The organism is Desulfosporosinus sp. HMP52 (genome assembly GCF_000765145.1).
In the GTDB taxonomy this organism is placed as follows: domain Bacteria; phylum Bacillota; class Desulfitobacteriia; order Desulfitobacteriales; family Desulfitobacteriaceae; genus Desulfosporosinus.
Genome location: NZ_JMGA01000008.1, coordinates 22,367 through 48,939 on the forward strand (window position 1 = coordinate 22,367; position 26,573 = coordinate 48,939).

The 26,573-nt window shown below is 44.6% G+C and carries 23 protein-coding genes; 3 read left to right on the forward strand and 20 right to left on the reverse strand.

The features are described 5' to 3' along the window. The first annotated feature begins 420 nt into the window (after positions 1–420). From DP73_RS02765 to DP73_RS02770, 3 genes are all read left to right on the forward strand, one after another. Positions 421–783: a hypothetical protein gene (locus DP73_RS02765; RefSeq protein WP_034597256.1), complete on the forward strand. Its 363-nt coding sequence runs from the start codon at positions 421–423 to the stop codon at positions 781–783. Positions 784–985: 202 nt separating this feature from the next. After that, positions 986–1,132 carry a hypothetical protein gene (locus DP73_RS23290; protein ID WP_165574370.1) on the forward strand — a complete coding sequence of 49 codons (147 nt, stop codon included), beginning with the start codon at positions 986–988 and terminating at the stop codon, positions 1,130–1,132. Positions 1,133–1,322: 190 nt separating this feature from the next. Beyond that, positions 1,323–2,234 (forward strand): hypothetical protein, encoded by a 912-nt coding sequence (locus DP73_RS02770; protein ID WP_034597257.1) that lies wholly within the window; start codon positions 1,323–1,325, stop codon positions 2,232–2,234. Between the two features lie 101 nt (positions 2,235–2,335). Here the strand turns inward: DP73_RS02770 and citG are convergent, their stop codons facing one another. From citG to DP73_RS02870, 20 genes are all read right to left on the reverse strand, one after another. Beyond that, entirely contained in the window at positions 2,336–3,235 is a 900-nt protein-coding gene (citG, locus tag DP73_RS02775; RefSeq protein WP_034597258.1) for a triphosphoribosyl-dephospho-CoA synthase CitG, read from the reverse strand. A 154-nt stretch (positions 3,236–3,389) separates the two neighbouring features. Further along, positions 3,390–3,926 (reverse strand): citrate lyase holo-[acyl-carrier protein] synthase, encoded by a 537-nt coding sequence (gene citX, locus DP73_RS02780; RefSeq protein ID WP_034597259.1) that lies wholly within the window; start codon positions 3,924–3,926, stop codon positions 3,390–3,392. 3 nt (positions 3,927–3,929) lie between these two features. Continuing rightward, positions 3,930–5,006, reverse strand: a complete 1,077-nt coding sequence (gene citC, locus DP73_RS02785) for a [citrate (pro-3S)-lyase] ligase (protein WP_034597260.1) — start codon at positions 5,004–5,006, stop codon at positions 3,930–3,932. Between the two features lie 59 nt (positions 5,007–5,065). Continuing rightward, the gene (citF, locus tag DP73_RS02790; RefSeq protein WP_034597261.1) at positions 5,066–6,607 is read right to left on the reverse strand and encodes a citrate lyase subunit alpha; all 1,542 of its coding nucleotides are present in this window, start codon (positions 6,605–6,607) and stop codon (positions 5,066–5,068) included. Beyond that, a complete protein-coding gene (locus DP73_RS02795; protein ID WP_034597262.1) occupies positions 6,604–7,497 on the reverse strand; it encodes a CoA ester lyase in 894 nt (297 codons plus the stop codon). The genes citF and DP73_RS02795 overlap by 4 nt, the downstream gene beginning before the upstream one ends. Positions 7,498–7,718: 221 nt before the next feature. After that, complete coding sequence (citD, locus tag DP73_RS02800) at positions 7,719–7,982, reverse strand: citrate lyase acyl carrier protein (protein WP_034597263.1); 264 nt, start codon at positions 7,980–7,982, stop codon at positions 7,719–7,721. A gap of 135 nt (positions 7,983–8,117) precedes the next feature. After that, a complete protein-coding gene (locus DP73_RS02805) occupies positions 8,118–8,747 on the reverse strand; it encodes a carbonic anhydrase (protein ID WP_034597264.1) in 630 nt (209 codons plus the stop codon). 448 nt (positions 8,748–9,195) lie between these two features. Further along, positions 9,196–9,984 carry an acyl-CoA dehydratase activase gene (locus DP73_RS02810; RefSeq protein WP_034597265.1) on the reverse strand — a complete coding sequence of 263 codons (789 nt, stop codon included), beginning with the start codon at positions 9,982–9,984 and terminating at the stop codon, positions 9,196–9,198. A gap of 30 nt (positions 9,985–10,014) precedes the next feature. Then, a complete protein-coding gene (locus DP73_RS02815) occupies positions 10,015–11,028 on the reverse strand; it encodes a 2-hydroxyacyl-CoA dehydratase family protein (RefSeq protein ID WP_034597266.1) in 1,014 nt (337 codons plus the stop codon). Between the two features lie 70 nt (positions 11,029–11,098). Further along, entirely contained in the window at positions 11,099–12,352 is a 1,254-nt protein-coding gene (locus tag DP73_RS02820; protein WP_034597267.1) for a methylaspartate ammonia-lyase, read from the reverse strand. Positions 12,353–13,155: 803 nt separating this feature from the next. Beyond that, complete coding sequence (locus tag DP73_RS02825) at positions 13,156–14,610, reverse strand: methylaspartate mutase subunit E (RefSeq protein WP_034597268.1); 1,455 nt, start codon at positions 14,608–14,610, stop codon at positions 13,156–13,158. Between the two features lie 12 nt (positions 14,611–14,622). After that, on the reverse strand, positions 14,623–16,002 hold the full coding sequence (gene glmL, locus DP73_RS02830) for a methylaspartate mutase accessory protein GlmL (protein ID WP_034597269.1): 1,380 nt from the start codon (positions 16,000–16,002) through the stop codon (positions 14,623–14,625). Between the two features lie 13 nt (positions 16,003–16,015). Then, on the reverse strand, positions 16,016–16,435 hold the full coding sequence (glmS, locus tag DP73_RS02835; protein WP_034597271.1) for a methylaspartate mutase subunit S: 420 nt from the start codon (positions 16,433–16,435) through the stop codon (positions 16,016–16,018). Between the two features lie 38 nt (positions 16,436–16,473). Then, positions 16,474–17,370, reverse strand: a complete 897-nt coding sequence (locus DP73_RS02840; protein WP_081962919.1) for a glutamate racemase — start codon at positions 17,368–17,370, stop codon at positions 16,474–16,476. Further along, a complete protein-coding gene (locus tag DP73_RS02845) occupies positions 17,367–18,320 on the reverse strand; it encodes a GntR family transcriptional regulator (protein ID WP_034597274.1) in 954 nt (317 codons plus the stop codon). The genes DP73_RS02840 and DP73_RS02845 overlap by 4 nt, the downstream gene beginning before the upstream one ends. 348 nt (positions 18,321–18,668) lie before the next feature. Then, positions 18,669–20,891, reverse strand: coding sequence for a YcdB/YcdC domain-containing protein (locus DP73_RS02850; RefSeq protein WP_034597275.1), 2,223 nt, complete (start codon positions 20,889–20,891; stop codon positions 18,669–18,671). A 307-nt stretch (positions 20,892–21,198) separates the two neighbouring features. Beyond that, a complete protein-coding gene (locus tag DP73_RS02855) occupies positions 21,199–22,836 on the reverse strand; it encodes a cell wall-binding repeat-containing protein (RefSeq protein ID WP_034597276.1) in 1,638 nt (545 codons plus the stop codon). Positions 22,837–22,935: 99 nt separating this feature from the next. Next, positions 22,936–24,153, reverse strand: coding sequence for an ABC transporter permease (locus DP73_RS02860; RefSeq protein ID WP_034597277.1), 1,218 nt, complete (start codon positions 24,151–24,153; stop codon positions 22,936–22,938). Beyond that, positions 24,150–24,872, reverse strand: coding sequence for an ABC transporter ATP-binding protein (locus tag DP73_RS02865; protein ID WP_034597278.1), 723 nt, complete (start codon positions 24,870–24,872; stop codon positions 24,150–24,152). The genes DP73_RS02860 and DP73_RS02865 overlap by 4 nt, the downstream gene beginning before the upstream one ends. Positions 24,873–24,920: 48 nt before the next feature. Further along, the gene (locus tag DP73_RS02870) at positions 24,921–26,378 is read right to left on the reverse strand and encodes an HlyD family efflux transporter periplasmic adaptor subunit (RefSeq protein WP_034597280.1); all 1,458 of its coding nucleotides are present in this window, start codon (positions 26,376–26,378) and stop codon (positions 24,921–24,923) included. Between the last annotated feature and the right edge of the window lie 195 nt (positions 26,379–26,573).

The window sequence follows — 26,573 nt, forward strand, 5'->3', positions numbered from 1 at the left end:
TATCTTCCCGTTCTTTTTCTATTGTTGATCGAATCACAATCCTCCCAGTTTCCGCTTACTTTTACTTTATTCTTTTTATATCTTCATAATCCTTCCTGTAGTAGAAACTATTTCTTTGTCAAACTAAAATTCCGAATCATCTTCCATTTTAAGACCTATACCGTATAGCTTCGTAACAGACGGTACACTCTCTATAAGCAAGTCGAAGCTATTCTCAGGCTCCCGATTCGTTCAACTTAATAAGTTAACCTTCATCACAGTAATAACAATAAGCACCAACAAAATCTTAGTTAGTGCTTATTGTTACATATCAGATTTTACACTTATTTTATCACCGAAGGAGTGTATAATTAGATATTATTAACTACAGAGGGTCACAAAAGAACCCTCTTGGTAATCAAAAAAATAGGGGGGTTAACCATGTTAAAACGCATTACTATCCTTATAGCAACAGCTATCCCTCTTAATTGGATGTCGGATTATCTGAATATAACTCTTTTAATTACAGCTGTACAGTGCTTTATTTACTTTCTTTATGAACTATTTCAAACTAATAGGACGATACCCTCTTATATACCTTTTGTTTTTGGGCTTTTATCCTCCGTTCATGCAGGCGGTAAATTTATTGCATGGCTAACATTGTTAATACTGCCAAAAAATATGCACGGAGATTACGAACTAGTGATTGATATTTGGATGTATATTTTAATAGGTTTTATTTTGTTTAATATTATAATTAAGGTTATGAGTAAGTTTTTTGAGTTATATGAAAGCGAAAAATAGTTTGCAATATACTTTAAAATAATAATGCCATTTTTCTTACCTTATCAAATCCTAAGAATCCATTATAAAAACCGCTTCAAGCGGTTTTTTCTAGTTAATATTCAGTAGACTTTCAGGTGAACCTCAGCTTCATTTCAGAATCTTATTGCATAATTACATTGTCAGAAGACATTCCTTAATATCTACTAGGAGGTGAAAGATTTTGAAATTGCTCCGCAAGCTACTGCTTCGTTCAGATCGCTTTCGACGGGCTTTAAGCGACTATCAGCGACGAATGAAGCAAGGCCCGGAACGAGATCTCCAAGTAAAGCCGAACAGAAATGTTTTAACCTTAATCATCTCACGCTAATTCTCTTTAAGGCAACTCTATAAACCAGAACCCCCGTGATTTTCTTAACATCTTTGTTAGTACATAAGGAATTATTTCGGGGAGTCAAACCTTTATCCTCAGATTAGGCACATTATTGCAAATTACTCTATTCCTTGTACCTTATAACTTGTAACTCTAAAAACAACACATTAAAGGAGGCCCTTAAACTATGAAAAAAGCTCAAACAATTTTAATAGCCACAGCCCTTACCACCCTTTTATCGGCATCTGCGGTATTTGCAAACCCTATGAACTTTCAAGCACCAAATTCTTCTCAAGTTAAGTCCGGATTCAATCACAATGCCAGAGGAAATGCCGATGGGGTTAAAACTGTTTTGGATAATCTGGTAACTTCCGGAACCCTTACCCAAGACGATGTTGCTGCTATCCAAGCCGCTCTCGAAGCTGCTAAACCTTCGGAATCTACGGCTGGGGAAAAGCAAAAACCTACTAAACCTAATGGGAGTAGATTTACAACGATTTTCGATAGCCTTGTCACTTCCGGGGCACTCACTCAGGATCAAGTTGATGCCATTCAAGCTGCTCTTGAAGCAGCCAAATCTGCAAAACCTGCTGCCGGGGAACAGCCTACCAAACCCAGCGGCAACAGATTGGCGACTGTTCTAGATGACCTAATGACATCCGGAACCCTTACTCAAGACAACGTTAATGCCATCCAGGCTGCTCTCGAAGCTGCTAAACCCTCGGATTCTAAAACCGGTGAACAGCCCACCAAACCTAATGGCAACAGATTTACAACTATTTTCGCTGACCTGGTGACTTCCGGGTCACTTACTCAAGACAAAGTCGATGCTATCCAAGCTGCTCTCGAAGCCGCTAAACCCACGGATTCCGGGGAAAATCGGAACCGGGGTAACGGTGGGTTTAAAACAATCTTAGATACTCTAGTAACAGCCGGGACTCTTACTAAAGCCCAAGAAGATGCCATTAAAACAGCCCTCCAATCAGCTAGACAAGAAGGTAACAACGAGGGTGGATTGGAGCCTATTCTGGATAGTCTCGTAACAGACGGTACACTGACTGAAGATCAAGTAGAGTCCATTCTTAATTCTATGAATTAATTACAGATACAACCCATACTAAAAGCAAGGCTGGGACCTCATCCTGCCTTGCCTTTTTACACCTTATATATTATCTTCCATAGAAAGGTCTTCTCCTGACTTTAGGAGTTTCTTCCATTGAAAAATTCTTCTAAAAGAGCCACAAAAACCGTAACTCCTAAAAGATCAGCACTCCCACCCGGGCCTATCATTCTTTGACAAAAGTCTTTATCCATCTCTTCAATGGCTTTACTCCCGGCCGGTGTTTTCATACCGCCAAGAGCAATTATCTTATTGGCTCTTTCCTGAACCTCTCTCAACGTTTCCAAAGAATGCCTATGTAGAATATTCGTATCTTCGCAAAACTGCATAATGGTTACCAAGGTTTGGATTAACCTGGAGTTTAGGCTCAAGTCGTGGTTTTCCTTATAAACATTTAAGGCTATATCAAAGACAATGGGTAATCCTCGTTGCACTTCTCCACGGATCCCTTCAACCTTGTGAGTTAAATAAAGCCTTTCACCATGGGTCAGTTTTGTCGGATCTTTGTTTTCCAATTCTTGGTTTCTGGCACTTAATTCTACTTCCACTAAACCTTCAGTCATATCTTGAATAATACTCCGCAGGGAGGAAAAGCCAGCCCCTGAGTATAAGACCTTTCCGGCTGCGGCACAGCAGATTCCCAGTAAAAAGAGGGTGCCTTTATGGGTGTTAACCCCCCGAGTCTTAGCAAACATTCTCCGCTCACCTAATTGTCCGATGGATCTTATGGTTTGGAATATTTCCTTCGGACTCTCGGTAGAAAGACCTGCTTGGGCACACTGAATCAGGGGACTTATCAAGGCTGAAGCACTGTCTAAAAAGGTAAAGTAATCCATGTCACTATGAGCACCGGTTGAAGTCGCTGAAACTAACCCCGGTGACGGATGACAGGAAGCCTCATAGAGAATTGCTTGTACCGCCAGACTTGCTATCTCAATTGCTTGTGCCTTAGAACTCCCCGTTCTTCCTTCTCTCTCCATAGTTTGCGCTCCATTTTCTTTTCTCCGATCGGTAGCCTAAGACATTTGAGGGTTTTAGGCATCGGTCTTTTTTGTTTTTTGTGTTTTATGGTTTTCGGTTTACTTTTTTACTTTGCTTTATGTTTTTGTTTTTGTTTAGTTTTAGTTTTAGTTTTTAAAACTTCACGTTTAGAGCGTCATGACTTTTTGCACTTCGATAGTTTCGAAACTTCTCTTCAATATAATGTATAACTTCATGTTCCGGATGCCTTCTTGCTCTTACGCAATGCTGGGCATAATCCTCGCAAAGATAACATTTTCTCCTAGGGTATCCCAGCTCCTGCCGAGACACACTTCTCCCCGAGTGATCATAGACATCGAGATCCAAACATCGTCCCAGAACATGGTTTTCTTCCAATTCAACAGCTAATCTCTTCAAGGCAAAGACATCCTCTTGGACTACAGCCATGAAAATCGGGCCTTCTGCCCCTTGCTGCAATGTCTTATAAGCTAGTTTTGGCTCAAACATTGAGGATAGCAGCTCACTCATTTCCCGAATTATCGTTATGGTAAGCTCATTGGTCTTTTTAAGTCCCGGGTAGTTTACTCTCAGGACTAAGAGAGGATTTCCATAACCTTTGATAAGTTGTTCAATTTCTTGGACTCTCTTCTCTCTGGCTTCGAGTAAATCCCCAACAGTATAGTTTCTCATAGTTTAATGTGGAGAATGAGTTTTTCGGATTTTCTCCACTATCTCCCTTCCAAGGCTGGTGTCCAGAAATCTTAAGGTGACTTCAGGCAAAAGGTTGATCAGATTAGCTGTTTCTCCCTCCCTTAGCAGGCTTCTTACCCTTGAAGCGCTAATCGGTTCATCACCAAAAGGTCTTCTCCTAATTTCTTCCAGCTCAACCCCGTAAATCGGCAGTACTTTCTTCAAAGTCTCATTATAGGCTTTGGTAACGGGACAATAGGGTTCCTCTCCTACATAGCGTTTCAGGATCTGAAAGCTGCTGCAAAAATATTTGCCAAATATCGCAGCATCTAACTCCGCATAAGCTTGTAGTCGTTCCCCTTCTTCCCTTATGAAATAGGCGGGAAAGGTAGCGGCTGAGATTATATACTCTCCGCTTGGTATGATCTTAACATTAGGCAAATGCTTAGTTCCTTCAGAGACAAGGGCCAGCCTGGTGGCAAAGGGGAACAGGGATTTGTCCTCTTCCACAATAAAGACAAGCACCTCTCCATGGTTATTAGCTGCTTCTTCAATCAAAAACTGGTGCCCCAGGGTAAAGGGATTGCAGTTCATTACCAGAGCTGCCCTTTCACCTGCCCCAATCTCATATTTGGCTTTTAATCCCTCTAAATGCTGCCTGATATCATAAATTCCATTTTCTAAGAGAGCAACCGCCTGGTTCTGATGAACAAACTTAAACCCCAGAGCCGAAAAAATCTTAACCTGGCAGGGATTGGTATACACAAAATAGTGGTGTATACCTTCACTGAAGAGTCTATCAATTAAAGCCGTGACTAAGGTGGCGGCCATCCCCTCTCCCCTAAGGTCATGGGCTATGGCAAAACATTTTAAAACATTCTTAGCCTTTGAGCAAGTAGCGACAATGGGAGCCCTCTCCGTCAGGGAGAACTGGGGGCTGGGTTCTTCATTCCGAATAACGAAAGTATAGTCTACATCCCTATCTAAGATTAGGCCGAATTCCCCGAGAAAGCTCTCAACCTCATCCCGCTCCGTCTTATCCTTGAGATTCACTCTAGCGACTTGAGCACCATATACCATCCTTACTCTCTCCTTAAAACCGTCCTCGTCCTTCATTTTTCAGTTGATGGAGGTACATCTTACATCTTGACCTTCCTCACAACGTCGATTACTGTACCATCCCGATATTCTATCACAGCCACGATCTCTTCTAAAGTTTCGATCGGTTTAGGAATTCCCGTGATTTTCTCCGCCAGTTGTTTTAATTCCTCAATAGTCATTAACGGAAGTTGAGTCCGGCTTAGTTGTTCTAGCAGATCCAATCTCCTGGGGTTAACGGCTATTCCTCGTTCGGTAACCACGGCATCAATGCTTTCTCCCGGCGTGGTTATCGTCAATACTTTATCTCTAATAATCGGAAGCCGTGCCTTCATCAGGTTGGTTACCACAATAGCCAGCTTGGATCCTGCCGCAGTATCACTATGTCCTCCGGAACCGCCCATAATCACTCCACTGGAACCGGTTGTTACATTCACATTAAAATCCAGGTCGATTTCCGTGGCCCCCAGGATCATGATATCCAGATTATTAACCACTGCTCCCTTAGTATGGGGATTGCCATACATAGAAGCTGACATAAATTGATGGCTAAGATTGTCTCTATAAGACTCCACTGCTTTTAAGTCAAAACATTGGACATCCAAGAGGCTTCGAAAAAGCCCTTCTTCCAGCATTTCTACAAGATAGCCCGTAATTCCGCCGGAAGCAAAACTTCCCACAACTTCTTCGTCCTGCATGATCTTTTTCAGTTCTGCAGCAACAGCCAAAGAAGTTCCCCCTGCTCCTGTTTGAAAAGACATGCCCTCTCGGACTAAACCGGAGGCTTTAATCAGCTGGGCAGCTCTTTTAGCAATAATCAGGGCCACAGGATCCTTAGTGATTTTGGTCGTCCCGGAAACAATCCCCTGAGGATCTCCGATAGAGTCAATCTTAACGACATAGTCCACATAAACTTGGCTGATTTCAATAGGATTCGCGGGATAAGGCACTAAATGATCGGTTATGGCAACGGTTATATTGGCATACTCCGCGTCTGCCACCGCATACCCCAAAGAACCACAGGCCGACTTTCCGTACACGCCGTTAATATTTCCATAGGTATCAGCGGTAGGGGCCGCCAAAAAGGCCACATCAATCTTCAGATTTCCGCTTTCTATAGCCCTGGCCCGCCCACCATGAGTTTGCATGATTACCGGTTTAGGAAGTCTCCCCCGGGAAACTGCTTCCGCTACCGGGCCGGATAGATAATTAGTGATTAGCCCGGTAACTACTCCGGTTTCCATATGTTTGACCAGCGGGGCATGGATTGGAAAAATCGAACTGGCTGCGACGGTTAGCCCCTTTAGCCCTCTGGCCGCCAATTTTTCCATCACCATATTTAAAACATAATCCCCATTTCGCAAATGATGATGAAAGGAGAGTGTCATTCCGTCGGTAATCTTTAACTTATCGAAGAGATCATCAAGGCTGGACAGCACTTTTTGATCATTGGGAAGCACACTTGTCAGCTTTACAGCGGATCTTGTTTTCACCCCGCAATTACTGAAGGATCCTTGAAAGGGCTTAACTTGCCCGTATCCATCTATATAATCAGGAATTTCCCTGCCTAGTAGATTTTTCATTTTGCGCCACCTTCACCACTAATAAGTCCCAGCCTAACCCCTTGGTCGACAATGCGCCTGGCCCGATTGATGACCGGGGCATCGATCATTTTACCATCTAACGAAAAGACTCCCTGACCTTCTTTCTCCGCTTCCTCCATGGCTTCAAGGATCCTTAAGGCCCATTTTAATTCATTCTGAGTCGGTGCGAAAACAGAGTGAATTGTCTCGATTTGTCTCGGATTAATGGCTGCTTTCCCAGTCAGACCCAATCCTTTTCCTCGGGCAGTATCCTTTTTAAGCCCCTCGTGATCATTGGTATCTGTAAAAGGCGTATCGATAGCATCAACTTTTAAAGCTCGACAGACTGTGGCGACTTTATTGCGGGCATAAAAGATTTCCTCCCCCTCTTTTGTCCTTTCTATGCCTAAATCCGCAGTTAAGTCTTCTCCCCCCAATAAAACCCCGACGGTTCGCGGAGAAGCTTTAATGACGTTATAAACATTTTCCAGACCCAGAGCGGTTTCTATGAGAGCAATAATCTTAATCCCTCCGCTGGGAAAGCCCTCTTCTGCTTCAATTTTAGTTAGAGTTTTATCCACCAGCCTTATTTCCTCTTCGTTGGCCTTAGGGATTAATAAAGTATTGGGCCGAACTCTGGCGATAACCTCTATGTCCGGAGCTCCAAATTCCGTATCTAGGGGGTTAACTCTTACTACAACTTCCACGGCTGAGTAATCAATTGTTTTAATGGCTTCTCTAACTAAGATTCTGGCACTATCTTTTTCGGTCAGACTTACTGCATCTTCTAAATCCAGAATAATCGAGTCAGCACCTAGTATAGCTGCATCTTGAAGCATTCTCGGACTGTTTCCGGGCATGAACAGCATACTTCGTCTTAAGGCTTGCACTCTCATCTCCCCTTATCTTGTCTGTCGCATTCGAGCAGTAGATTCCTTTGAACTCTGAACTTTGTTGGTTAGGCAGAGAAATCTTTTGAACGTAATTTATGAGAATACCAATAGAGAGCTGATTACCTCTATAGAGAGGAAACCATTTATCAAATTTTACTAAGAATTTCTTCATTTCTCTATGTTTATCTTTTATGAATCTCATGAACATGTTCTTCATACTAAATCGCCCTGTTTAGAGCAGTTTCTACTCTGGCAGCAATGGTGCAATCTAATGCCCCTCGATCTTGAGCTTTAATCGAGACACCCTCGACTCCCATTTCCTGTACTTTATGTAAAATTACTTGCTTGATAACCTCTCCGAATTGCTGCATTACAATACTCTCTAAATCAAGCTCAATTATTCCCTGGTCCTTAGGACTGACCATGATTAGAATATCATTGGACTCTAAAGTCCCAGCTTTTGCCACTTTGGTAATCTTCACTTGCCTACCTCACTTCTCAAAGAATACTCTGTCAGCCTTAACATGCCCTAAAATTACACATTCCGAACACTAGTCATTAAAAGACTGGTGTTCGGAATATCTGTTGAAGGATAGACTCAACCTTTTCCTGGTTATTTAGTTGGACAATTCGAATTCTCCGGTTTCATAGTTAAAGATGAAAACCTCTCCTGTTTCAATCATATAGTAAAAGCCATAGATATTTAGTTCTTTGTTAAGATATTTCTCTTTAATGTAGGGATAGGTCAACAGATGCTTGATTTGCTCAAGTATGTTTATTTGCTCGGTTAACCATTCTCTTTGGTATATATCCGATTCATCTTTGAGATGTCCCATAACCCGTCTCTTAACATCTTGAGCCAATTCCAGCCATTTTTTAGTATCCGGTAGTTTGCTGAGAACCTCATCGGGTAAATAAATTGAGGCGCAGCCTCCACAGTTGGAGTGACCACAGACAACGATATTTTCAACCTTTAGGGATTTGACAGCATATTCAATGGCAGAAGTCGTTGCCACATAATCCTGATGAGTGTCTTTATAGGGTGGCACGATATTGGCAATATTTCGTACAACAAAAAGTTCTCCCGGTAAGGACTTAGTTATCATTTCCGGCATTACACGTGAATCAGAACAAGCGATAAATAGGGTATGCGGTTCCTGAACTCGTTTTAATTTACTAAATAATGCTTTGTGCTCTTCATAGTCTTTCTGTCTAAACTTAATCAGCCCATCTAGTAATCTTTGCATAAGTCGACCTCCAAAAAAAATTTTTCTTCGGCTCTTTGGCCCATACAGTCTTCAACGCCTATAATATCGATTTGTAATTTCTTGCACTAACTTCATTATAAGGCTTTTTTACTTAAAATAGGAGACTAGTTTAGGCATATTTCATGTTTTTATTATGTTTTTTTATTATAGCAATATCATTTTTATATTTGCTGCAGAATCCTGAATTATCTATACTAGCTTACTTTTCATAGGTTTCTGCTCTAAAAGCCTAGGTTTTCTTGATTAATCAATATCATTTGTCATATAAGAACTATTAAATTTGTCTATATACAGTTCAATAGAAAGCTGGGTTAAGATTATTGCGCCGTATCAGTTGGCCACTAAGTTGGCAGCGCCCTATTTCCTACATTTCCTTGAAGTTCCTCTTATATACTCCATTTAATAAGCTGCCCAATATTTCGAGTTTTTATCGGGTAGCATATACGCAGCAGCCAATTGCCCCATTATACTGGGGCTCCGGAGGTATCACAATCCGACGGCCGGAACCCTCTTCTAAGAGCTTGGCTACTGCCTGGTTGTGGGCTACACCACCGGTAAAAACTATCACCTCTCCTCGGAAGGAACGCAAGAGAGGTAAAATGCGTCTCACAATGGTAGTGTTTACTCCGGCAGCCAATTCCGGCAAAGGAAATCCTTCCACAATCTTACCGATTAACTCACTTTCACCAAATACGGCGCAGGTGGAATTTAGTTCTACCGGAGCCTCGGTGTATTCCCCCAGTTCATCCAGAGAAAGATCGAGGATCGTCGCCATATTTTCCAGATAACGTCCGGATGAGGCCGCACATTTATCGTTGGTCAAAAAGTCGATCATTCTGCCTTTTTGAACCTGAATAATTTTACTATCTTGTCCACCCAGATCCACCAGGGTGAAATCCTGCAGACCGGTTTGGAATATGGCCCCCCAAACGTGAGCCTTTAGTTCAGGAATTGCTTCTCCACCGGCAAGTTCCAGAGTGTTTCGACCATATCCTGTAGAGACTAAGCGATCAACTTCAGGCAGCCCTAAGGCTGTAAAGTCCACAGCAAGCTTGTCTCCTTGTTTTCGTCCATATTCTCGATAGAAGCGGATGGTATCCAGACTTTCCAGCCGAATAATTTCCAGCTCTTCCCCTTCAGCCTTTTCCTCCATCAAAGCAATTTTAACGCTCCGACTTCCCAAATCAATTCCACAAATAGTTTGTTGTCCAGACATGTTGTCCATCCTCTCATGGCAAGCCTAACCTTAGTCTTCGATCATACTTAGAAATGATTCTAACCGCATTTTGTTCCGGGCATCCAGCCCCGTTGGATTTTCACCTTCTAAGGTTAAAATTGGATAGTCCAGCTTTTTACGAATAATTTGATCCTCGATCTGTCGATAACAAAAGCTTTGGGTGTAATGAATTATTCCATCAAGTTGACGACGCTCTGCTTCCCTGGCAATATCTTCTATGCGCAGGAACACTTTGTAGGGATAGGTATATAAACGATACTGTTCAACAATGTCCGGGGTATTAAAAGGCATGGCGAATTGCCTTTGAACTTCATTAAAGACTACTCTAGCTCCGTGGTCTTCTAAATAATCGTATAGCTCCGGGAAAATAGGCGGAACCCCGATATAACCCAAGCGGATTTCCCGTTTTTTCCCCTTCACAGCTCCGGGAGAGGATGCTGAGAGGGGCTCCCTCATGCGGGCAACCTGAATAAACTCCTCCATCTCATGGCCAAAACCTTCAGGGTTACCATTAAAATCTGAACAGGACACCAGATAAAGGTGATTCTCAAACCCGCTGACTCTGTTTTCTTCCCAAGTTAAGCGATCGATCTCCCCAGCCAGGGAGCGAACCTGGTCAAGCCGTTTCTTTTGCTCGTTAACGTCCTGCCATGTGGTGCCCAGAACACTTATTAGTTTGTCCATTTGGAGCCGCAGCATGTCCGGATCTCGGTCATAAGGAAAGGCAAATGGAATAATCTCAATCCCCTCAACTTCCCAGGTCTCCATCAGAGCATGAGTGTTGCTGCAATCCCCTTGGGTTACAGCAACTATTTGCCTGATATCCGGATTTTGCAAGGCTGTAGAATATAGACCCTTAATCCAGCCACAAACATTGCGAGGATACCCCGCCAGCTCAGCTTCTTCTAAGCGTTTCATTGCTTCCGAGCCGGTAATAAAGATATTGTTCAAATCAACGGGCGTATGCCCTGCAGCATAGATAACTTCAACCGGTACTGTTGTTGTTAACCCGATTTTACTCATTGGTGTCTACATACTCCTTTGGTTCTTTGACTCTTCAATAATACCTTCATTATAATAGTATGTTTCCCTTTTAGGAAGGCAATTGAGCAGCTCGCTTTAAGACAGCCAAGGTTCTGTTCATCTCATTGTGGACGATCATATATCCTTCATCGACTCCCATACCGGGTTTGGCCAGCATTTGATCTGGACGAGTAGCCAGGGCTACATGGACTGCTGTCCGTCCTCCAGAATCCGTCTCATTGCAGGATCCACCCACATAAGCACCCACGCCAAATTTTTTGGAGTAGATAACCGCTTCAATGGTGTTTTGAATCCCACCCAAATCGGGAGTTTTGATTTGAACCATATCCGCAGCCTGAGCATCTACAAATTTTACAATATCTTCGTAAGTATTGCACCACTCATCCGCTACAATTTCTACTTTTACTCCCCGGGCCTTCAACGCCAGCCTTAATTCCTTAAGCTGAGCAATTTGTCCTTCAAGACTTCCGGCATCCATGGGCCCTTCAATTCTTAAGTGCAAGGGAGCCGCAGCCTCTTCCAAGGCTACGAAATACTCTACCATCCGCTCCACATTATCCTCGAAAGCTAACCCAATCGTCCCGTAGACATCAATATGCAGGATCGGCCGATAATCATCCCCACCCAGGGTCATAATCCGATTTTTAAGCCAAGTTACATAATCTAATAGGAGCTCACCATTCTTGCCCAGCTTTGTCTCGACATTATTGATCAAAGCATGAGGTAAAACCCCTGCACGCTTGATTATCGCTTTATCCGCATTTTCATAGCGGTCATCCCCGGTTTGGGTAAAAATCGGAACAGGCTCTAAAACCATGGGCAGCTTGTATTCATCTAAAATCACTTCGGTCATAGTCTTTCGCTGGGCTTTAGCCACTCCATCCAGAATAGCCTGACTCACACCATACCGAATGGCAGTATGATATCCTTCTCCATTCTCACGTTTGGAGTTTTCAACCAAGCCCACTAATTTTCGAAAGGAATCTAACTCTTGCCCAATGAGCTTAGGGGCAATTTCCTCTAGGATTATCGGTATAAAATCATTGGCCAGAAAGAGAGGATCCCTGCCTCCGGCACCTGAATATTGTACAGCAGCACAGTCTCCAGAAGCAATCTGCCCATCTTCTAAAATAAGCATCACCGAAATCGACTCGCCACGTTGGCGAACCGCCTGAAAACCGGGAGTCTTAGGCTCCCCTACATATGTAAAGCCATCATGCTTGACACCGGATTTGATGGCAAGCTGATCATCAAAATAAAATCCAGTAAGTCCCGGTGAAGCAATAACGTCAATAATTTTCATCTTAATCCTCCTAGCGTGTTAAGAGCGTGTTAAGGGGACGGTCCTTTTAACACGTTTTTTACTATCATGAAAAATCGATTCTAGGTGACAGGGGGACGGTTCTTCTGTGTTAAGCTCTGGAGCGGAGCGCTTGCTGCCTGTTTTCAACCCGTGCGAAGACAGTGTCTTCGGGCACCGCGGCATCAGTCCATCCATGGACAAGTCCTGCGGCGCGCTAAGGGACGCGAACCGTCGGCACTCGCCTTAGCGCGGCTTCGCTGACGCATCCGCTTTGCAGACAAGCGCTCCCTCAGCCAGTTTGTTGGGAATATAAGCAGAGCTTTGGGGGACTCAGGTCAGCCTTCGCGGCTGCTGCAACATGTCAGTCTTACCTGTAAACACCCCAAGACACGCTAAGAATAATAGACCTGAAAGACAAGGGCGGCTTCGAGCCACAGGAGTGAACCCATTGCATGGAGAGGCGGTAAAGCCCACAAAGTTGACCTGGGGAAGCGTGCCACGGGTTCACATCAGGTATTACCCGGTCGGTTTGGCACGAAAGTGTCCGGTGGACATTTTCGCTGAAGCGGCTATCTCCAAAGAAAACTTATCCGCTGAAGATCGCTCCCAGGTCAACGTGTGGGCGAGCCTCGGAGTGCTGGGTACACGAAGACACTGTCTTCGCACGGATTACCCTTCTTTCAGACACTGTCTTCGCACGAATTAGCTGATCTTGCAGCGGATGTGGTCGAAGTCGCCCTGCCTCCAGCGACCCTATTTCCATCCCTAGATAGTGCGACCTAAAGCGACCCCAGCGAACCCCGCTAATTTCTGGGCCGCCCCACCAGCATCCCCTTCCCAATGGCATAAATATCATCAATCACCATCTGAAAGGACGGATCCCGCTCTTCATCTCTGCCCCGCTGGGCTATGCGTTCCCGATGAAAGTCCCTAATAGATTCATCAAAGGGAACATTGCCAAAGTCTAATAAGCGAACCGCCCCGGAGGTGTCCCGGGCCGGGAGGATCTTGCCGGCGTTATAGCGGCTAGGTGCAAAGGGTACATCAATGACTCCTGCTTGGAAGGCCCGAACTGTTCCGACAGCAGCATCTCCTTCTCCCAAATCCAGGACTCGATCAAGAATCGCTCTGGTCTCGGCTATGATCATTTCTTCTTCCAGAGCTAACTCCGGAGTCAGAGGCAGGGTCTGGTCTTTCAGCATGGTTAAGATTTGCTTTGTGGTACGAATACCTGCTGCATTGGCTTCTTTAGTAGGAATTCCCAGTGCTTCGTGAGGAGTCTTGACAATAACTTTGGTTGCCTTACCTAAAGCTGCAGTCACTGCACCCCAGGAAATGACCCCAAAAGCTTTCGCTTCATCTTGGGGAAAACCACCCATCCATTGGTGGAAGACGGTAGTGATCATAACTTTGGGCAATCCGAGTTTTGCTAAATACTCTTCCGCAAGAACCGGTAATGTATGCAAAGCAGCCACGTCTTGAATGAGGTTCCCGCATTGTCCGTAGCCCAGGGTTAGACTGCGCACACCTTGAGCCACTGCCAGTATCCCTTCAATGACAGCAACAGCATGGGAAATTGAGGGGGGCACTAGGGTTCCTGTCAAAGGACCAAAGGGCTCACGATTGATTTTTACTCCTTGTTCTTCGTAGAGGCCAATAAGGCGATCGACATACTGCCAATATTTAATGGTACTTTCAATGGAAACATCTTTGGAATAGGGAATATTATAGGAAATTCCGCCGCCTTCGTAGTCAGTAAATCCACCGGCAATGGTAATCTCAGCGAGTAAACGGGCATCGGGAGTCCCATGCCGAACCTGAACAGGAACTTGGACACTCTCCACGATCTGCCGACAGGCAGCTACCCCGTGATTGACTGCCGGAAAGCCGTTAAGCATGGAGCGGCCAATCATGGCACTTTCTTCAATTCCCGCTTGGGCTTCAGTATAACGATTTTGTCGTGTATAGGAGTCTATCGTGGAGGGCAGAAAATCCGCCCCACCTTCATCCTGCAAAAAGCGCAGCAATTCTATATGCTCACTAAGCAGGGCTACACCGGCTCGGGGCTGGGCAAAGGTGATCCCTTTAGCTTTACCTTCAGCCAGTTTCTCGGCAAATATTTTACTTTTAGGGAGAGATTTTTGATAAGCAACTGCTTCCTCAAAGGATACGTCCTTACCTGTTGGCCATTGTCCTAATACTTCTTGCCTCTGGCGCTGAAACTCTTCAGTGTCCATTTGTCGGACTGTTAGATCCATTAATAAACCCTCCTAAAGCTTTACAATATATTTCTTCATCATTCTGAGAGCAATCTGAGGTGAAACTTCTCTGAGCAAGCCCATGGCCGCTAAAATATACTCTTTGTCTAAAAAGAATGTAGGATTTTGCGGTTTCAAAATCGTCGGTTCCTGGGAATTAAAGACTGCCCCTTTTAAAATCTCCGCCGGGTCTGGATGATGGAGAAGAACCCCGCCCGTCCCGATAACCACTGTCAAGGGAGTTAAATCCTTACCATTTTGGATATAGCTTGCACCAAAGGGGGTATAAACCACCTCAATCGTCCCTGCATGACGATCCACCGCTAAACCCACAGCCATTCGGCCCATGGCCACATCAAACTTTGCTTCTTCGACCGTCTGAGGAATTCGCCAAGGATTCTCTTTTAACAACTCCAATTGGCCTGTAACTTGTTCCTCTGTCCAGCCCAAGTAGTCCATTAATCCTCTCCCGGCGATTTCCACCAGAGCCTCTGAACTGTAGCGCATCCCCAGATCCCCTTCGACGGTTCGTTTCACATAGGGTTCTGGCAAGCCCTTGAGCATGACACTCGGTTTACTGGGATCTCCTTTGGCCACGGAATGGACATCTGTGGTAGCCCCCCCGACATCTACGATCATCAGTTCTCCCAAACCCGGTTCAGAACCTTCTCCCTGAGCCAGCAGCTCTGCGGCGGAAAGAACCGCTGATGGTGTAGGCATCATAATCCTCTCTAAGTATTCTTCTGCCTTATCTAACCCTTTGGCCTTAATAATGTGAGATAAATACACCTCCCGAATGGCTAACCGCGCTGATTCTACGGCTAAAACCCCTAAATCCGGCATCACATTATCTGCTACAACCACAGGATTATGTTGTTTCCTCAACATCTCCTCAGCTTGTGCAGCGACGACTTTATTACCTGCCACCACAACAGGAAGACTAATCGGAAGATTACTAAGCAGCTCTGCATTTTTAAGAATTACTTCCTTATTACCGCCGTCGGTTCCCCCGGCCAGCAGAAGGATATCGGGTTTTGAAACAACAATTCGATCCAAATCCTTGGGGGATAACTCATAACTGAAAACTTCAAGCACCCGAGCTCCGGCACCTAAGGCTGCCCGCCTGGCTGCCTCTGCGGTGAGTTCCTTAACTAATCCACTGGCAATCATTTTCAGTCCGCCGGCTGCGCTGCTGCAGGCCAGCTTACGAACGAAGTTCCATCCTCCCCTTGGCTCGGGAATCTGGGCTAAAGCTGCTTTCATGCCTTCCATGATATTTGTTTCTATGGTTGTGCCTGCCCGAGCTGTCCCCAGGATGATCTCCGCATCCAGGTCAACAACCGTTACCTTGGTATACGTACTGCCAAAATCAATGAGAAGGACTGCTTGCAAGGTCCATCCCCCCTTAATTTATCGTCATACCTAAATCCTTACGGAGATCTTCAATAGGAAGATCCGGCAGAGTTCCCGGTGGATAAACTCTGTTAAAGCCCATGGCTAAAAACCGTTCTTTAACGGATTCAAACTCCTGTTTCCCACAAACTAAATTCCCACCTACATAGATGATGATGTCGCCGATTCCTTTTTCCTGACATTTCTCACGCAAGCCCCGACAATCCATTTCTCCGTGCCCGTATAGGGAGGAGACTAATATGGCGTCGGCATTGGTTTCTATAGCCGAGTGAATAAACTCCTCTTGAGTTGCCAGTACCCCGATATTAATCACTTTGAAACCGGCTTGCGTAAAAGCAAAATCCAAAATTCTGTTACCCACTGCATGCACATCTGATCCAATGACCCCTAATACCACGGTCTTTTGTTCCATGATTCAATTCCCCCCGGTCGCTTTCTAAAACCTCTGAACTATTCGCCCAACACTACTTGTTCAACCTGACCAATCGGTTCTTGGAGGAGGGTATTACCTACTTGTCTGAAAAGTTCGGGATCTCCACTTACGTAGTAACGCACTCGCCAGGGTTTTTTCCCTAAGGCAGGCGGTGATTCGAGGAGCCCCGACCGCTCCCAGTCATCCAAATGCTTGAGTAAATTCTCCAGTTCTTTAACAACTGCCTTGGCGGGATCAACAATCAGGACATCTTCACCTAAGATCTTATTCAAGACAGGTTCGAGAAAGGGATAATGTGTGCACCCTAGAATAAGGGTATCTACCCCTGCTGCCTTCAGCGGCGTAAGATAAGTTTTAGCTATCCCCAGGGCTTGTTCCGATTCAGCTAATCCCGCCTCAATTAAAGGTACAAAGAGGGGACAACCTTGGGCCTTAACTAAGGCAATAGGCTGTTCTCCATGCTGCCAGGATTCGCGAAGTGTAGGGTCTTCCGGCAGGGAACCTTTGGCCAAAGCCCGGCTTACCGCGCTGGAATAAGCCTTACTGCGCACCGTGGTTTCCGTGGCAATCAGCCCGATCCTTCCGGCTATGGTTTTTTCCACTGCATAGCGGGCACCGGGTTCAACCATGCCAATCATCGGTACGTCAAAACGTTCTCTAAGAAAAGGCAGGGCTGTAGCAGAACTGCTGTTACAAGCCACAACAATTACCTCCGCACCTTGACCGATCAAGAAAGTGACAATTTCCTCTCCGAAACGAATTAACTCCTCCCTGGAACGGTTTCCATAGGGAACCCGAGCGGTATCTCCAAAATAGACAATTCGAACATCCAATACTTGCTCTAATATTTCTTTCATCACGGTGAGTCCGCCCACTCCAGAGTCGAAGACACCGATGATTCGTTGCTTCTTCAAAATTTCTCCCCCTTTAGTTCCAATAAAGCCCCTCTAAGTAAGTTAAGACTGCCTGCATCCGGCTCAAAATGAAACTCAATACATTCCATATTCTCAGGAAGTACTTTTTCAACTCTAAAACGAAGTCGTGGTGCTAAAATCACCGCCCCACATTGGGGTAAGACCTCACGCAAATTAGTCTCGTTCGGTTGAATCAGGGTTCTAAAAGCAGGATATAAGCCCGCTTGCCTAAGGGCCAGCTTAATTTTCTCCGCATATTGGTTACTTTCACAAACCAGGGCGAATTCTCGGCCAATACTCAGCTTGGCGATACGTACAATTGTATCAAGCCTAGGCTGCAGGGAAATCCCCAAAATAGGGATATGCTGTTTCCCTAACAGGATCTTAACTTCTGCCAGACGGGATACCCCGGTAATAGCCATATCCATTCCGGATATACATTCCTGAGCACGAGGGGATTCTTGAAGTTCGGAAAGCAGTAATGGGAAGAGATTAACACCGGGGCCGAGATTCCAATTGACATCAGCTAATTGCTCAGGATTGCTGACTAAATAGGCCACCTTCATCCGAGACAGCTGATCTTTTTTCTCCATACCTCGCACATGCACAAAGGAGACAAAATCATCGATACTAAAACCCAGACCTACTGCTTCCTCCATGGCTAAATCTACTATACGCAAGACCTTCTCTTTACGACTTTCCTGCTGCATGATCAGGGCAGTATCCTCCACGAAGGTTCCTTTTCCACGGGCTGAGGACAAAACCCCTTCAGCTTCAAGCTCCTTATAAGCCTGACTGACCGTATTTCGGCTGACAGCTATGCTCTTAGCCAATTCCCGCTCCGGTGGTAATTTTGTCCCTGCAGGCCAAATGCCTTGTGTGATTCGCCGACGAATCTGCTCTTTAAGCTGGATATAATAGGGCACACCACTTTTTCTATCTAGCTCCATATAATCACCTTCTAACCTTGTTAACCTTTTTATCCTTTTGGCCCCATCTATCCTATGTAGGCATAATCCTTTTTGGCCCAGTTGACTAGTCCAATTACGATTTACTTCTCCACTTCCTTATCTATTCCCTGCTTTATATAAGTATTATCAATAATTATTTTTCTTTATGGCTGGGCTATCAAAAAGAAGAACCCGCCTAGCTAAAGACAGGTTCTTCTTAATGGACTATATGAATTTCTTAAGCGAAGGGGCCTTCGACGACACTTCTAATTTTGATGAACTATTGTCTGTTAACTGTTAAATCATCTCATCCTGATATTGGCTGATTCTCGGTGGGAGTGGGCTGAGCTATCTCAGATAACTCTTCATCTGTCGTCCGACGGTATATGCATGAACTAAGGCATAGGCAGCTTCCGCTCTGGTGGCACCTTGATTTGGCGAAAAAATATTTTGGTCAATCTTTATAATACCCAACCCCCAAGCAAGAGCAATATACCCCATAGAGTCAGGATTAATATCGCTGGCATCAGAAAAAGGCACTCCATAAATCCCTTTGACTTGAGCTGAGTCTTCCATATTCAGGACGCGTATCATTATTTTGCATAAATTCTCTCGACTTAATTCCTGTTCCAGTTTTCCATCCTCAAGCAGCCAGCCCCGCTCTTTGGCGACATTTAGAACCTCTTCATCACTTATAACCCTATCCCAATTGCCTGCTTCGGCAGTTAACATAGCCCGCATGAGAGCCCCTGTGGTTATTTTTTCACCGGGACAAAACTTATCACCGTATTCTCCAAAGGCTCCGGTCAGACCTAATAAGCTGATTTCTTTTTCGGCATAATTACCTTCAATATCCGTATAAGTATTGGCCTTAAACCACTGGGCTTGAGGGTTTCCCAGCCAATCCAGGGGATTTCCGGTTTTAGCGTCCAGCAAAACAGGCAGTTCTAAATCGTAATATGAATTTGCTTGATAGACTAAGCGAACTTGCTGTGGTCCACTGGGATCAAAAATCAACATGTATTTCAAGGCTAAAGGACGGATTTCTAAGAACTGCTCAATTACCTTATCAAGGGATAAAACATCCGCAGAACTTGGAAACTCCTGGTTTGACCAGTTCATTTCGTAATTTGTTACTTGTTTGGCTTTCGTATCAACAGTCAAGAATATCCCATTGTGGGAAACCGGAATTCCATTAACTAACCTGACGTAACTAAACAGCTGAGTATTAGGCGACATTTTGCCTTGATAAAAGTTTTCCCCTTCCAGCTTAACGAGCTTAAAGTTCTCGGGCTGAATACGCTTGAGAAAGTCTTCGGCAATTCTTTGGGCATCACGGCGACTAACAGGTTTAGCTTTGTCATTAGTACTCAATCCGTAGGATAGATTAAAACTGACTAGATCACCGGTCTGAGCATTGACCCGAGCACTAAGAAAGCGTTGATCTCCAGTATCATAAGAGTCGGTATTCCAATGTAAATCCCAGACCTGCTCATTGGGATTGTACCAGTCCGGATTCAAGTTTGAATTCCGGAGAATGAAGTCCTTGGGAATAGTTACTGCTTTTTTCACTATCTCTACCGCTTCTTTTTGCGTGATTTGATAATCTGAAGGGTTTATAGAATCTTGATCCGCTGGGGATTCACTGATTGGGGTATTATCCTCAAAAGCTGATATTTTTAATCTTGCTTCCGGAACAGGTGCAGCAGATAATGAGCCGCCGGCCTTGGCGGGGCTTGAGAGGGAGCTAGAGGCAAGAATAGGTTTATCCAGAGTAAGCGGTTTCCCTGTCAGAGCATCTATGGCTCCCCCAAAATAGTTATTTGTCAACTGATAGACCAGGAGTACCCGTTGTTCTTCCTTGGTTTGGGGGTTAGGGATTGGCGGTAGGAAATACTGCAATTCAAGCATTGGCGTAGCTGTAAAAACTTGACGGGCTTTTTCCGCAGGAATAATCTTGGAAGCTGAAGGAAAAACTAAATTTTCTGTCCAATTATAGTAGTAGCTTATAACACGACCATCTTCTCCACTGACTCTCATGGCGACTCCGTTTTCGGGGAAGGGAATTCCATTCACCACCCGCATCCACCGATAATTATAAGTAAAGGGTTGAGAGTCGTTAAAGACATAGACCTGTTGTTTTTCTTTAATCAGCTGCATTTCTGGCAAATGCTTGCCCGTTAATTTAGTCACTAACTCTGAGGCAATTTTTGAGGCATCTTCCGAAGATAAGACAGGAAGTTTGAATGACGAGGTTTTACTTTCATTCCATTGATTAATGCTTAAAATCTCTCCACTAATTGCATCGACCTCTGCCTGAAAGCTTCCGTAGGGTGCCTGGTCTGAATTCCAACTTAACGAATAGGTAGTACGATTAGAATATTCATTCTCTCCTGTCGAAAGCTGGGAATAGCTTTCCGGCACTCCAAAATTATCTTTGACTAATTGGATTGCTTGCTCAATAGTGATACCTTGCTTGACATTTCCTAGAGTATTTACCGGACAGACCACTAACTGTAGTAGTAGTATACAGATAACTATAAGGTTTAAAGGCAGAGGTTTTCTTACCAAATTCTATCAACCCTTTCATCTTAATTGCTATATCTAAGGTCTCTCTGCAGTACCTCCTTTTTCAATACTTATTTGAATTACTTCAGCTGTCTTAGTCCACAAAATTATATATTCAACAACTTCCATTAATATCCTTCTCGCAGTTCAGGCAGGCCTCCCAAATTTGTACATAAGGGAGCTGTCAACAAAACAAAAACGGTTTCCCTCACTTTTTCAGTGAAAGGAAACCGCTGTTTAAGAACTGTACCACTAGGTTCTTGGGACTGTCAGATTGTATTGAGGGAATTAAAAGTTAAAGAATCCTGATTTAGTGACTGAGCATTTGTCGAAGTTGCTGCTCTAAATTAAAAGATACTCCACTGTTGTTGCCAACAACCGCTGACTTGGAAATATAGCCTTTATTATAGAGTAAGAAGTAGTTCAAGCTTGGGGGAAGAGAGTTTGGCTGAGTCATGGCTACAAATCCTCCATTTTTTGCGGCCAAAGCAGCTGTTAATAAAGCATCTGCATAGGGCTTTCCTGAACTGACATCATCTTGACGAACAAGCCCTGAAGTAAAGTAGAGGGGGGATTGAGGATTATCTTTGTTAAGGAGATTTTGGAAGATCAGACTTTGAGTATCATAGCGATCATAACCTCCCCAGCGTTGAACCAAGAAACGGTTGCTTAGTTGATTTTCCACGGAATTACTGATAACCGCTGTTCCTCCTAGGAGTACAACATTTTTGGCATTTAGATTAATCAAAGCCTGCAGCGTAGAAGCCGGCAACGTATCTCTATCAGTTAGTAAGATTGGGTTTCCTTGAGCCCCCGCAAAAGCACTGATAGCAATAGCATCAGGTATAGCGGAGCCATTAGCCAAATATACGGTTTGCGTGGAATCAATACCCACCTGGGAAGAAATCAAGGCCGCTGTATCATAACCTTGCAGCCCGGCGATCCGAGTCACTGTGAAGTCTTTACTTAATGTATCTTCAATGGTTTGGGAAACAGCGACGGTTCCGCCAACAATGTATATGTTCCTAGCCCCTAACTCATGTAACGCAGTTAATGTCCTTGAATCTAAGGTCGCAGAACCGGTCATAAGAATTGGTGCATCCAGCTTTTTTGACAGTGGCGCTGCGGCAAGGGAATCAGAAAACTGATCATCTCTTGCTAAAATCACATTTGGTGCACTGGTCCACCCTTGCCTAGCGATCTCAACGGAAAGTGCCACATTATCCGAAGCCTGGGAACCGATGCGACTCCCCGTTTCATAAGCCGCTTCAACAGGTATGGATTTTATGACCTTTCCCCCAAAAATGATGTCCACATTGCCAGCTTTTTCCGGGTTGATGTTTAGGATAAAGGTTCCATCACTTAAGGTAGTGTAGCTTTGGGTTGCCGGACTAGCATCAACCTTTGTCCCGTCTACTGTCACTGACCTTTGATCCAAAACCTTCCCCTCTGAATCCGTGAGTTTTACACTTACGGAATTATCAACGTGAACCTTGAGTGAATCTGTTACGGTTGCTACAGCGTCCAAAACCTTGATTATCCCCGTTGCCGAACCCTTGTTGGGGGAAACAGCACTGACCTTTAAAGTATATTCTCCGGGAGTGTACAAGGTGAGATTGGATAAACTGTAATAACCCCCGCCCCCGGATACGGAATAGTAAGTCACATTTCCTTGGGAATCTGTTAACGTAGCATTGACCGACCCGGTAAAGAGCTTACTCGTCGGAATACGGTTTAGCTTAAACTCCACATCCGTCGTTTCTCCAATAATTACGGTAGACTCTTCTTCGGACACAAAGGTTAACCCTCTTAAGGTAGTGTAAGTCTCACCATTAATGTCAGTACCACTTTCATCAGCAGCCAACAACATCCCCGGTAACATACCAATCAGCAAAAGTGCCATCATAAGGATACTTAAAACTGTCTGAGTGCGTTTCTTTTTGATCACTAAATTTCTTCCTTTCTCTCTCCTAATTAGCATCCAACGAGCGAGGGAGCGGGAACGTGTGTGAACAAAGCAATGTCCCCTTACTTTCTAAAGATAACTTTATTCAAATCTTAAAGCGTCGATAGGATCCATTGCGGCTGCTTTACGTGCCGGGAAAACTCCGAAAATAATTCCTATACCGGCGGAGAAACCAAAAGCCATCACCACTGATGCCAGAGAAATACTGGTACTCATGGATAAGGCCTTCCCAACTAGGTTTGATCCTCCATACCCCAGGGCAATGCCTATCCCTCCGCCTAAGATACTTAGTACGACGGCTTCAATAAGAAACTGGAGAAGAATATCCATACTTTTGGCTCCAATGGCTTTCCGAATTCCAATCTCCCGAGTTCGCTCTGTTACTGAGACAAGCATGATATTCATGATTCCGATTCCCCCAACTAGCAGGGAAATCCCGGCAATTCCACCCAGGAGCATGGTTAGGGTCTGTGTAACACTTTGCATGGTTTCTAACATATCCGCCTGATTCTGAACTCTAAAGTCATCGGCTTTACCATCCTGAATATTATGGGCCTTGCGTAAAGCCGCAGTAATTTCATCCTGAGCTGTCTGCATAAGATCCTCAGATGAGGCAGAAACCAAAATATTACGTACGGTTTTTTTACCGATCAAGCGAGCCTGAACCGTTGAAATAGGAGCAGTGATCATGTCATCACTACTTTGAAATCCCGTCGAGCCTGTTGCAGTCGTCACACCGATGACTTGAAAGGGTACATTATTAATTTTAATGTTCTTTCCAATAATATCCCCATTGGCATCTCCCAGTAGGTTTTCTACAACAGTTGGACCAAGAACCGCTACTCTTGCGCTCTTATTCACATCTTCTTCAGTGATATATCTCCCCCGGGCAATTGTAACATTTTTAATGGTTTCATATTCTTCAGTCGTACCATTAATGCTGGTAGAGGTGTTTCCACTTCCCAAGACTACTTGGGCATTAGTATTGGCAACCGGAGCAACAGCTTTCACAGCCGTCCCAACTCGAATCTTAGAAGCATCCGCCATGTCTAAACTGGAGGAGCTACCCACTCCGCCTTTTACCCCTCCGGTATTTGACTGGCCGGCGCTAATTGTCAGCAAGTTTGAACCCATACCCTGAATCTGTGAAGTAATTGAAGCCGTTGCCCCGTTCCCGATTCCGACCATGGCAATAACCGCAGCTACTCCAATGATAATCCCGAGCATAGTCAACATAGATCTTAGTTTGTTGGCTCGCAAAGCTCTGAGAGAGACTCGGATACTTTCTAAAAAGTTCACTCTGCTCTTCCCTCCTCGATTTGCGCTTTTGCTCGGCGGGGGTCTTTTACGATCTCGTCCCCTTCAATGTGACCGTCTCGAAAACGTACAATCCGCTGGGTAAACTCTGCAATATCCGGTTCATGGGTTACGATAATAATAGTATTTCCCTCGGCATGGAGACGCTGGAAAATGGCCATAACTTCTTCACTTGATCGACTGTCCAGGTTTCCCGTAGGCTCATCCGCTAAGATGATTGAAGGCTTCGTGACAAGGGCTCGAGCAATAGCTACCCGCTGCTGTTGTCCACCGGATAACTCTTTAGGACGGTGATGAATTCGTGTGCCGAGGCCGACGGATTCTAACGCAGCTACAGCGCGAGCATGTCGTTCTTTAGTACCTACTCCTGCATAAAGCAGGGGGAGTTCTACGTTTTCAACAGCCATAGTTCGAGGGAGGAGATTAAAGCCTTGAAATACAAAGCCGATTTTACGATTGCGAATCACAGATAATTCATCGCCGCTGGCTTTTGCCACATCTGTTCCATCAAGATAATATTCTCCTTCAGTGGGAGTATCTAAACAACCAAGTATATTCATCATCGTCGACTTACCCGACCCGGAAGGCCCCATGATGGAAACAAATTCGCCTTCTCCCACATGTAAATCCACGCCGCCTAAGGCCGCAACTTTAATGTCCCCATTAGCGTAAATCTTTTTGATCCCTTTTAGCGTTATCAAACAACAACCCTCCTCTATCCTGAAAAATTCAGAGACGGATCTTTTCTCTTACTTTGATCCCGGGGGTGGGCCGCCGGCGGCTGCCCCTCCTCCTCCACCTATTCTAAGTCCTCCTGTAGATTTCGCTGCTGTGGCGGTTGAACTACCAACTATAGTAATAACCTCTTGTCCTTCCTCTATCCCACTTTTAACCTCGATATTTTCACCATCGTCCAAGCCAAATTCTACCGGAACAAATTGACCATTGGCTCCGGTCTGTCCGGTTTTAGCTGGGTCTGACCCAGGGATCATAACCCCTTTTTTGTCACCTCTGGTTTTAACCGCCTCGCTGGGAACGGTTAGCACATTCTTGGCTTCTTCCACCATAATGTCAATATTAGCATTCATTCCCGAACGCAGTTTATCGCTGGCTTGTTCTACTGCCACTGTAACTTCAAAGGTTGTAACGTTGGAAGTGGTTGTTCCTTGAGGAGCAACTAAGCTTACAACTCCGGTACTATGGTCATCCGCGTAGGCATCAAGGGTAATGTCCACTTTCTGTCCCACTTTAACTTGGGCAATATCAGCCTGGTCAATAGAGGCATTTACTTCAAGACTACTTCCTGAGGATCCTGCAGGAGTAATGGTAATCTTGGAATCCTCACTCGTATACTGATACAGTTGTAAATTGGAATCAATAACGATAGCATCCGTTGGGGCAACAATAGTCGCTCCCGACAACTTGGCCTCTACACTATCAAGTTGAGCCTGGGCTTGAGTTACATTAGCTTGCGCCGATGCAATATCAGCAGCTGTCGGCCCCGCCTCTTGCTGGTTCATTTTATATTCAGCAGCGTCCACATCCGCTTGAGCTGCTTCTAAGGCCCTGGCTGCCCCTCCATTTTGGGCGTTTTTGGCCGTTGTTAAGGCCGATAAGGCATCGTTTAAAGAGTTTTGAGCAGATTGAATTGATGAAGCGTCTCCGTTCCGCTGGGCCTTAGCTAAAACATCACTAGCCTGTTTAACTTTCTCATTAGCTAAGGTGACTTGGTTTGCCAAATAGGCTGAATCCGCATCCTGCTGAGCTGCAGTCAAACTCTTCTGTGCCTTGGCAAGTTCTGACCGAGCTTGAGCCTTTGTTTGTTGATTATAGCTATCATAAAGGGATTGAAACTTAGCCTGAGCCACTGCTAAATTGGCTTGTTGCTGAACAACATCCGCTCTAAGGTTTGTTTCGTCAATTTTAGCGAGTACTTGACCCTTTTGAACCGTATCTCCCACCTTGAAATTCAACTCTACCACCTGTCCCCTAGTCACATCTCCATTGTTGGAAAACTGCAAGGGTATGGACTGGGGATAATTAACGGTTCCGGTTGCCGTGATAACCCTGCTAACATCTCCCATTTTAGCCTTTGCTGTAATATTGGCTGAAGTTACTGGTTTGGCCGTATACTTTTTATAGCCCCAATATCCCCCTCCCAAGACCAAAACGCTTAATACCCCTATGGTCACCCATTTTTTGTTCATGCTCTCTCTCCTCTTTTATGTATTCTCGAGAAATTCCATTAATATAGAAGGAAGATTAAATATGACTCTAAATACTGGTTAAAATTCCTAAATCAGAATATCACAGTATTATGTTCAAACAACGATAAACTTCTTAAGATCTTGTCAGGATTAGCTGAGGATTACCTGAAGAACTGCTGTCAGATCTCACTGAAT

Bases quoted from the DNA above. Each gene is read 5' to 3' on its own strand.
- citF (WP_034597261.1), bottom strand. From the start codon at position 6,607: ATGAAAAATCTACTAGGCAGGGAAATTCCTGATTATATAGATGGATAC.
- citX (WP_034597259.1), bottom strand. From the start codon at position 3,926: ATGAGAAACTATACTGTTGGGGATTTACTCGAAGCCAGAGAGAAGAGA.
- glmS (WP_034597271.1), bottom strand. From the start codon at position 16,435: ATGGAACAAAAGACCGTGGTATTAGGGGTCATTGGATCAGATGTGCAT.
- DP73_RS02815 (WP_034597266.1), bottom strand. From the start codon at position 11,028: ATGAGTAAAATCGGGTTAACAACAACAGTACCGGTTGAAGTTATCTAT.
- citG (WP_034597258.1), bottom strand. From the start codon at position 3,235: ATGGAGAGAGAAGGAAGAACGGGGAGTTCTAAGGCACAAGCAATTGAG.
- DP73_RS02805 (WP_034597264.1), bottom strand. From the start codon at position 8,747: ATGCAAAGATTACTAGATGGGCTGATTAAGTTTAGACAGAAAGACTAT.
- DP73_RS02810 (WP_034597265.1), bottom strand. From the start codon at position 9,984: ATGTCTGGACAACAAACTATTTGTGGAATTGATTTGGGAAGTCGGAGC.
- DP73_RS02765 (WP_034597256.1), top strand. From the start codon at position 421: ATGTTAAAACGCATTACTATCCTTATAGCAACAGCTATCCCTCTTAAT.
- DP73_RS02770 (WP_034597257.1), top strand. From the start codon at position 1,323: ATGAAAAAAGCTCAAACAATTTTAATAGCCACAGCCCTTACCACCCTT.
- DP73_RS02870 (WP_034597280.1), bottom strand. From the start codon at position 26,378: ATGAACAAAAAATGGGTGACCATAGGGGTATTAAGCGTTTTGGTCTTG.
- DP73_RS02820 (WP_034597267.1), bottom strand. From the start codon at position 12,352: ATGAAAATTATTGACGTTATTGCTTCACCGGGACTTACTGGATTTTAT.
- DP73_RS02845 (WP_034597274.1), bottom strand. From the start codon at position 18,320: ATGGAGCTAGATAGAAAAAGTGGTGTGCCCTATTATATCCAGCTTAAA.
- DP73_RS02825 (WP_034597268.1), bottom strand. From the start codon at position 14,610: ATGGATCTAACAGTCCGACAAATGGACACTGAAGAGTTTCAGCGCCAG.
- citC (WP_034597260.1), bottom strand. From the start codon at position 5,006: ATGGTATATGGTGCTCAAGTCGCTAGAGTGAATCTCAAGGATAAGACG.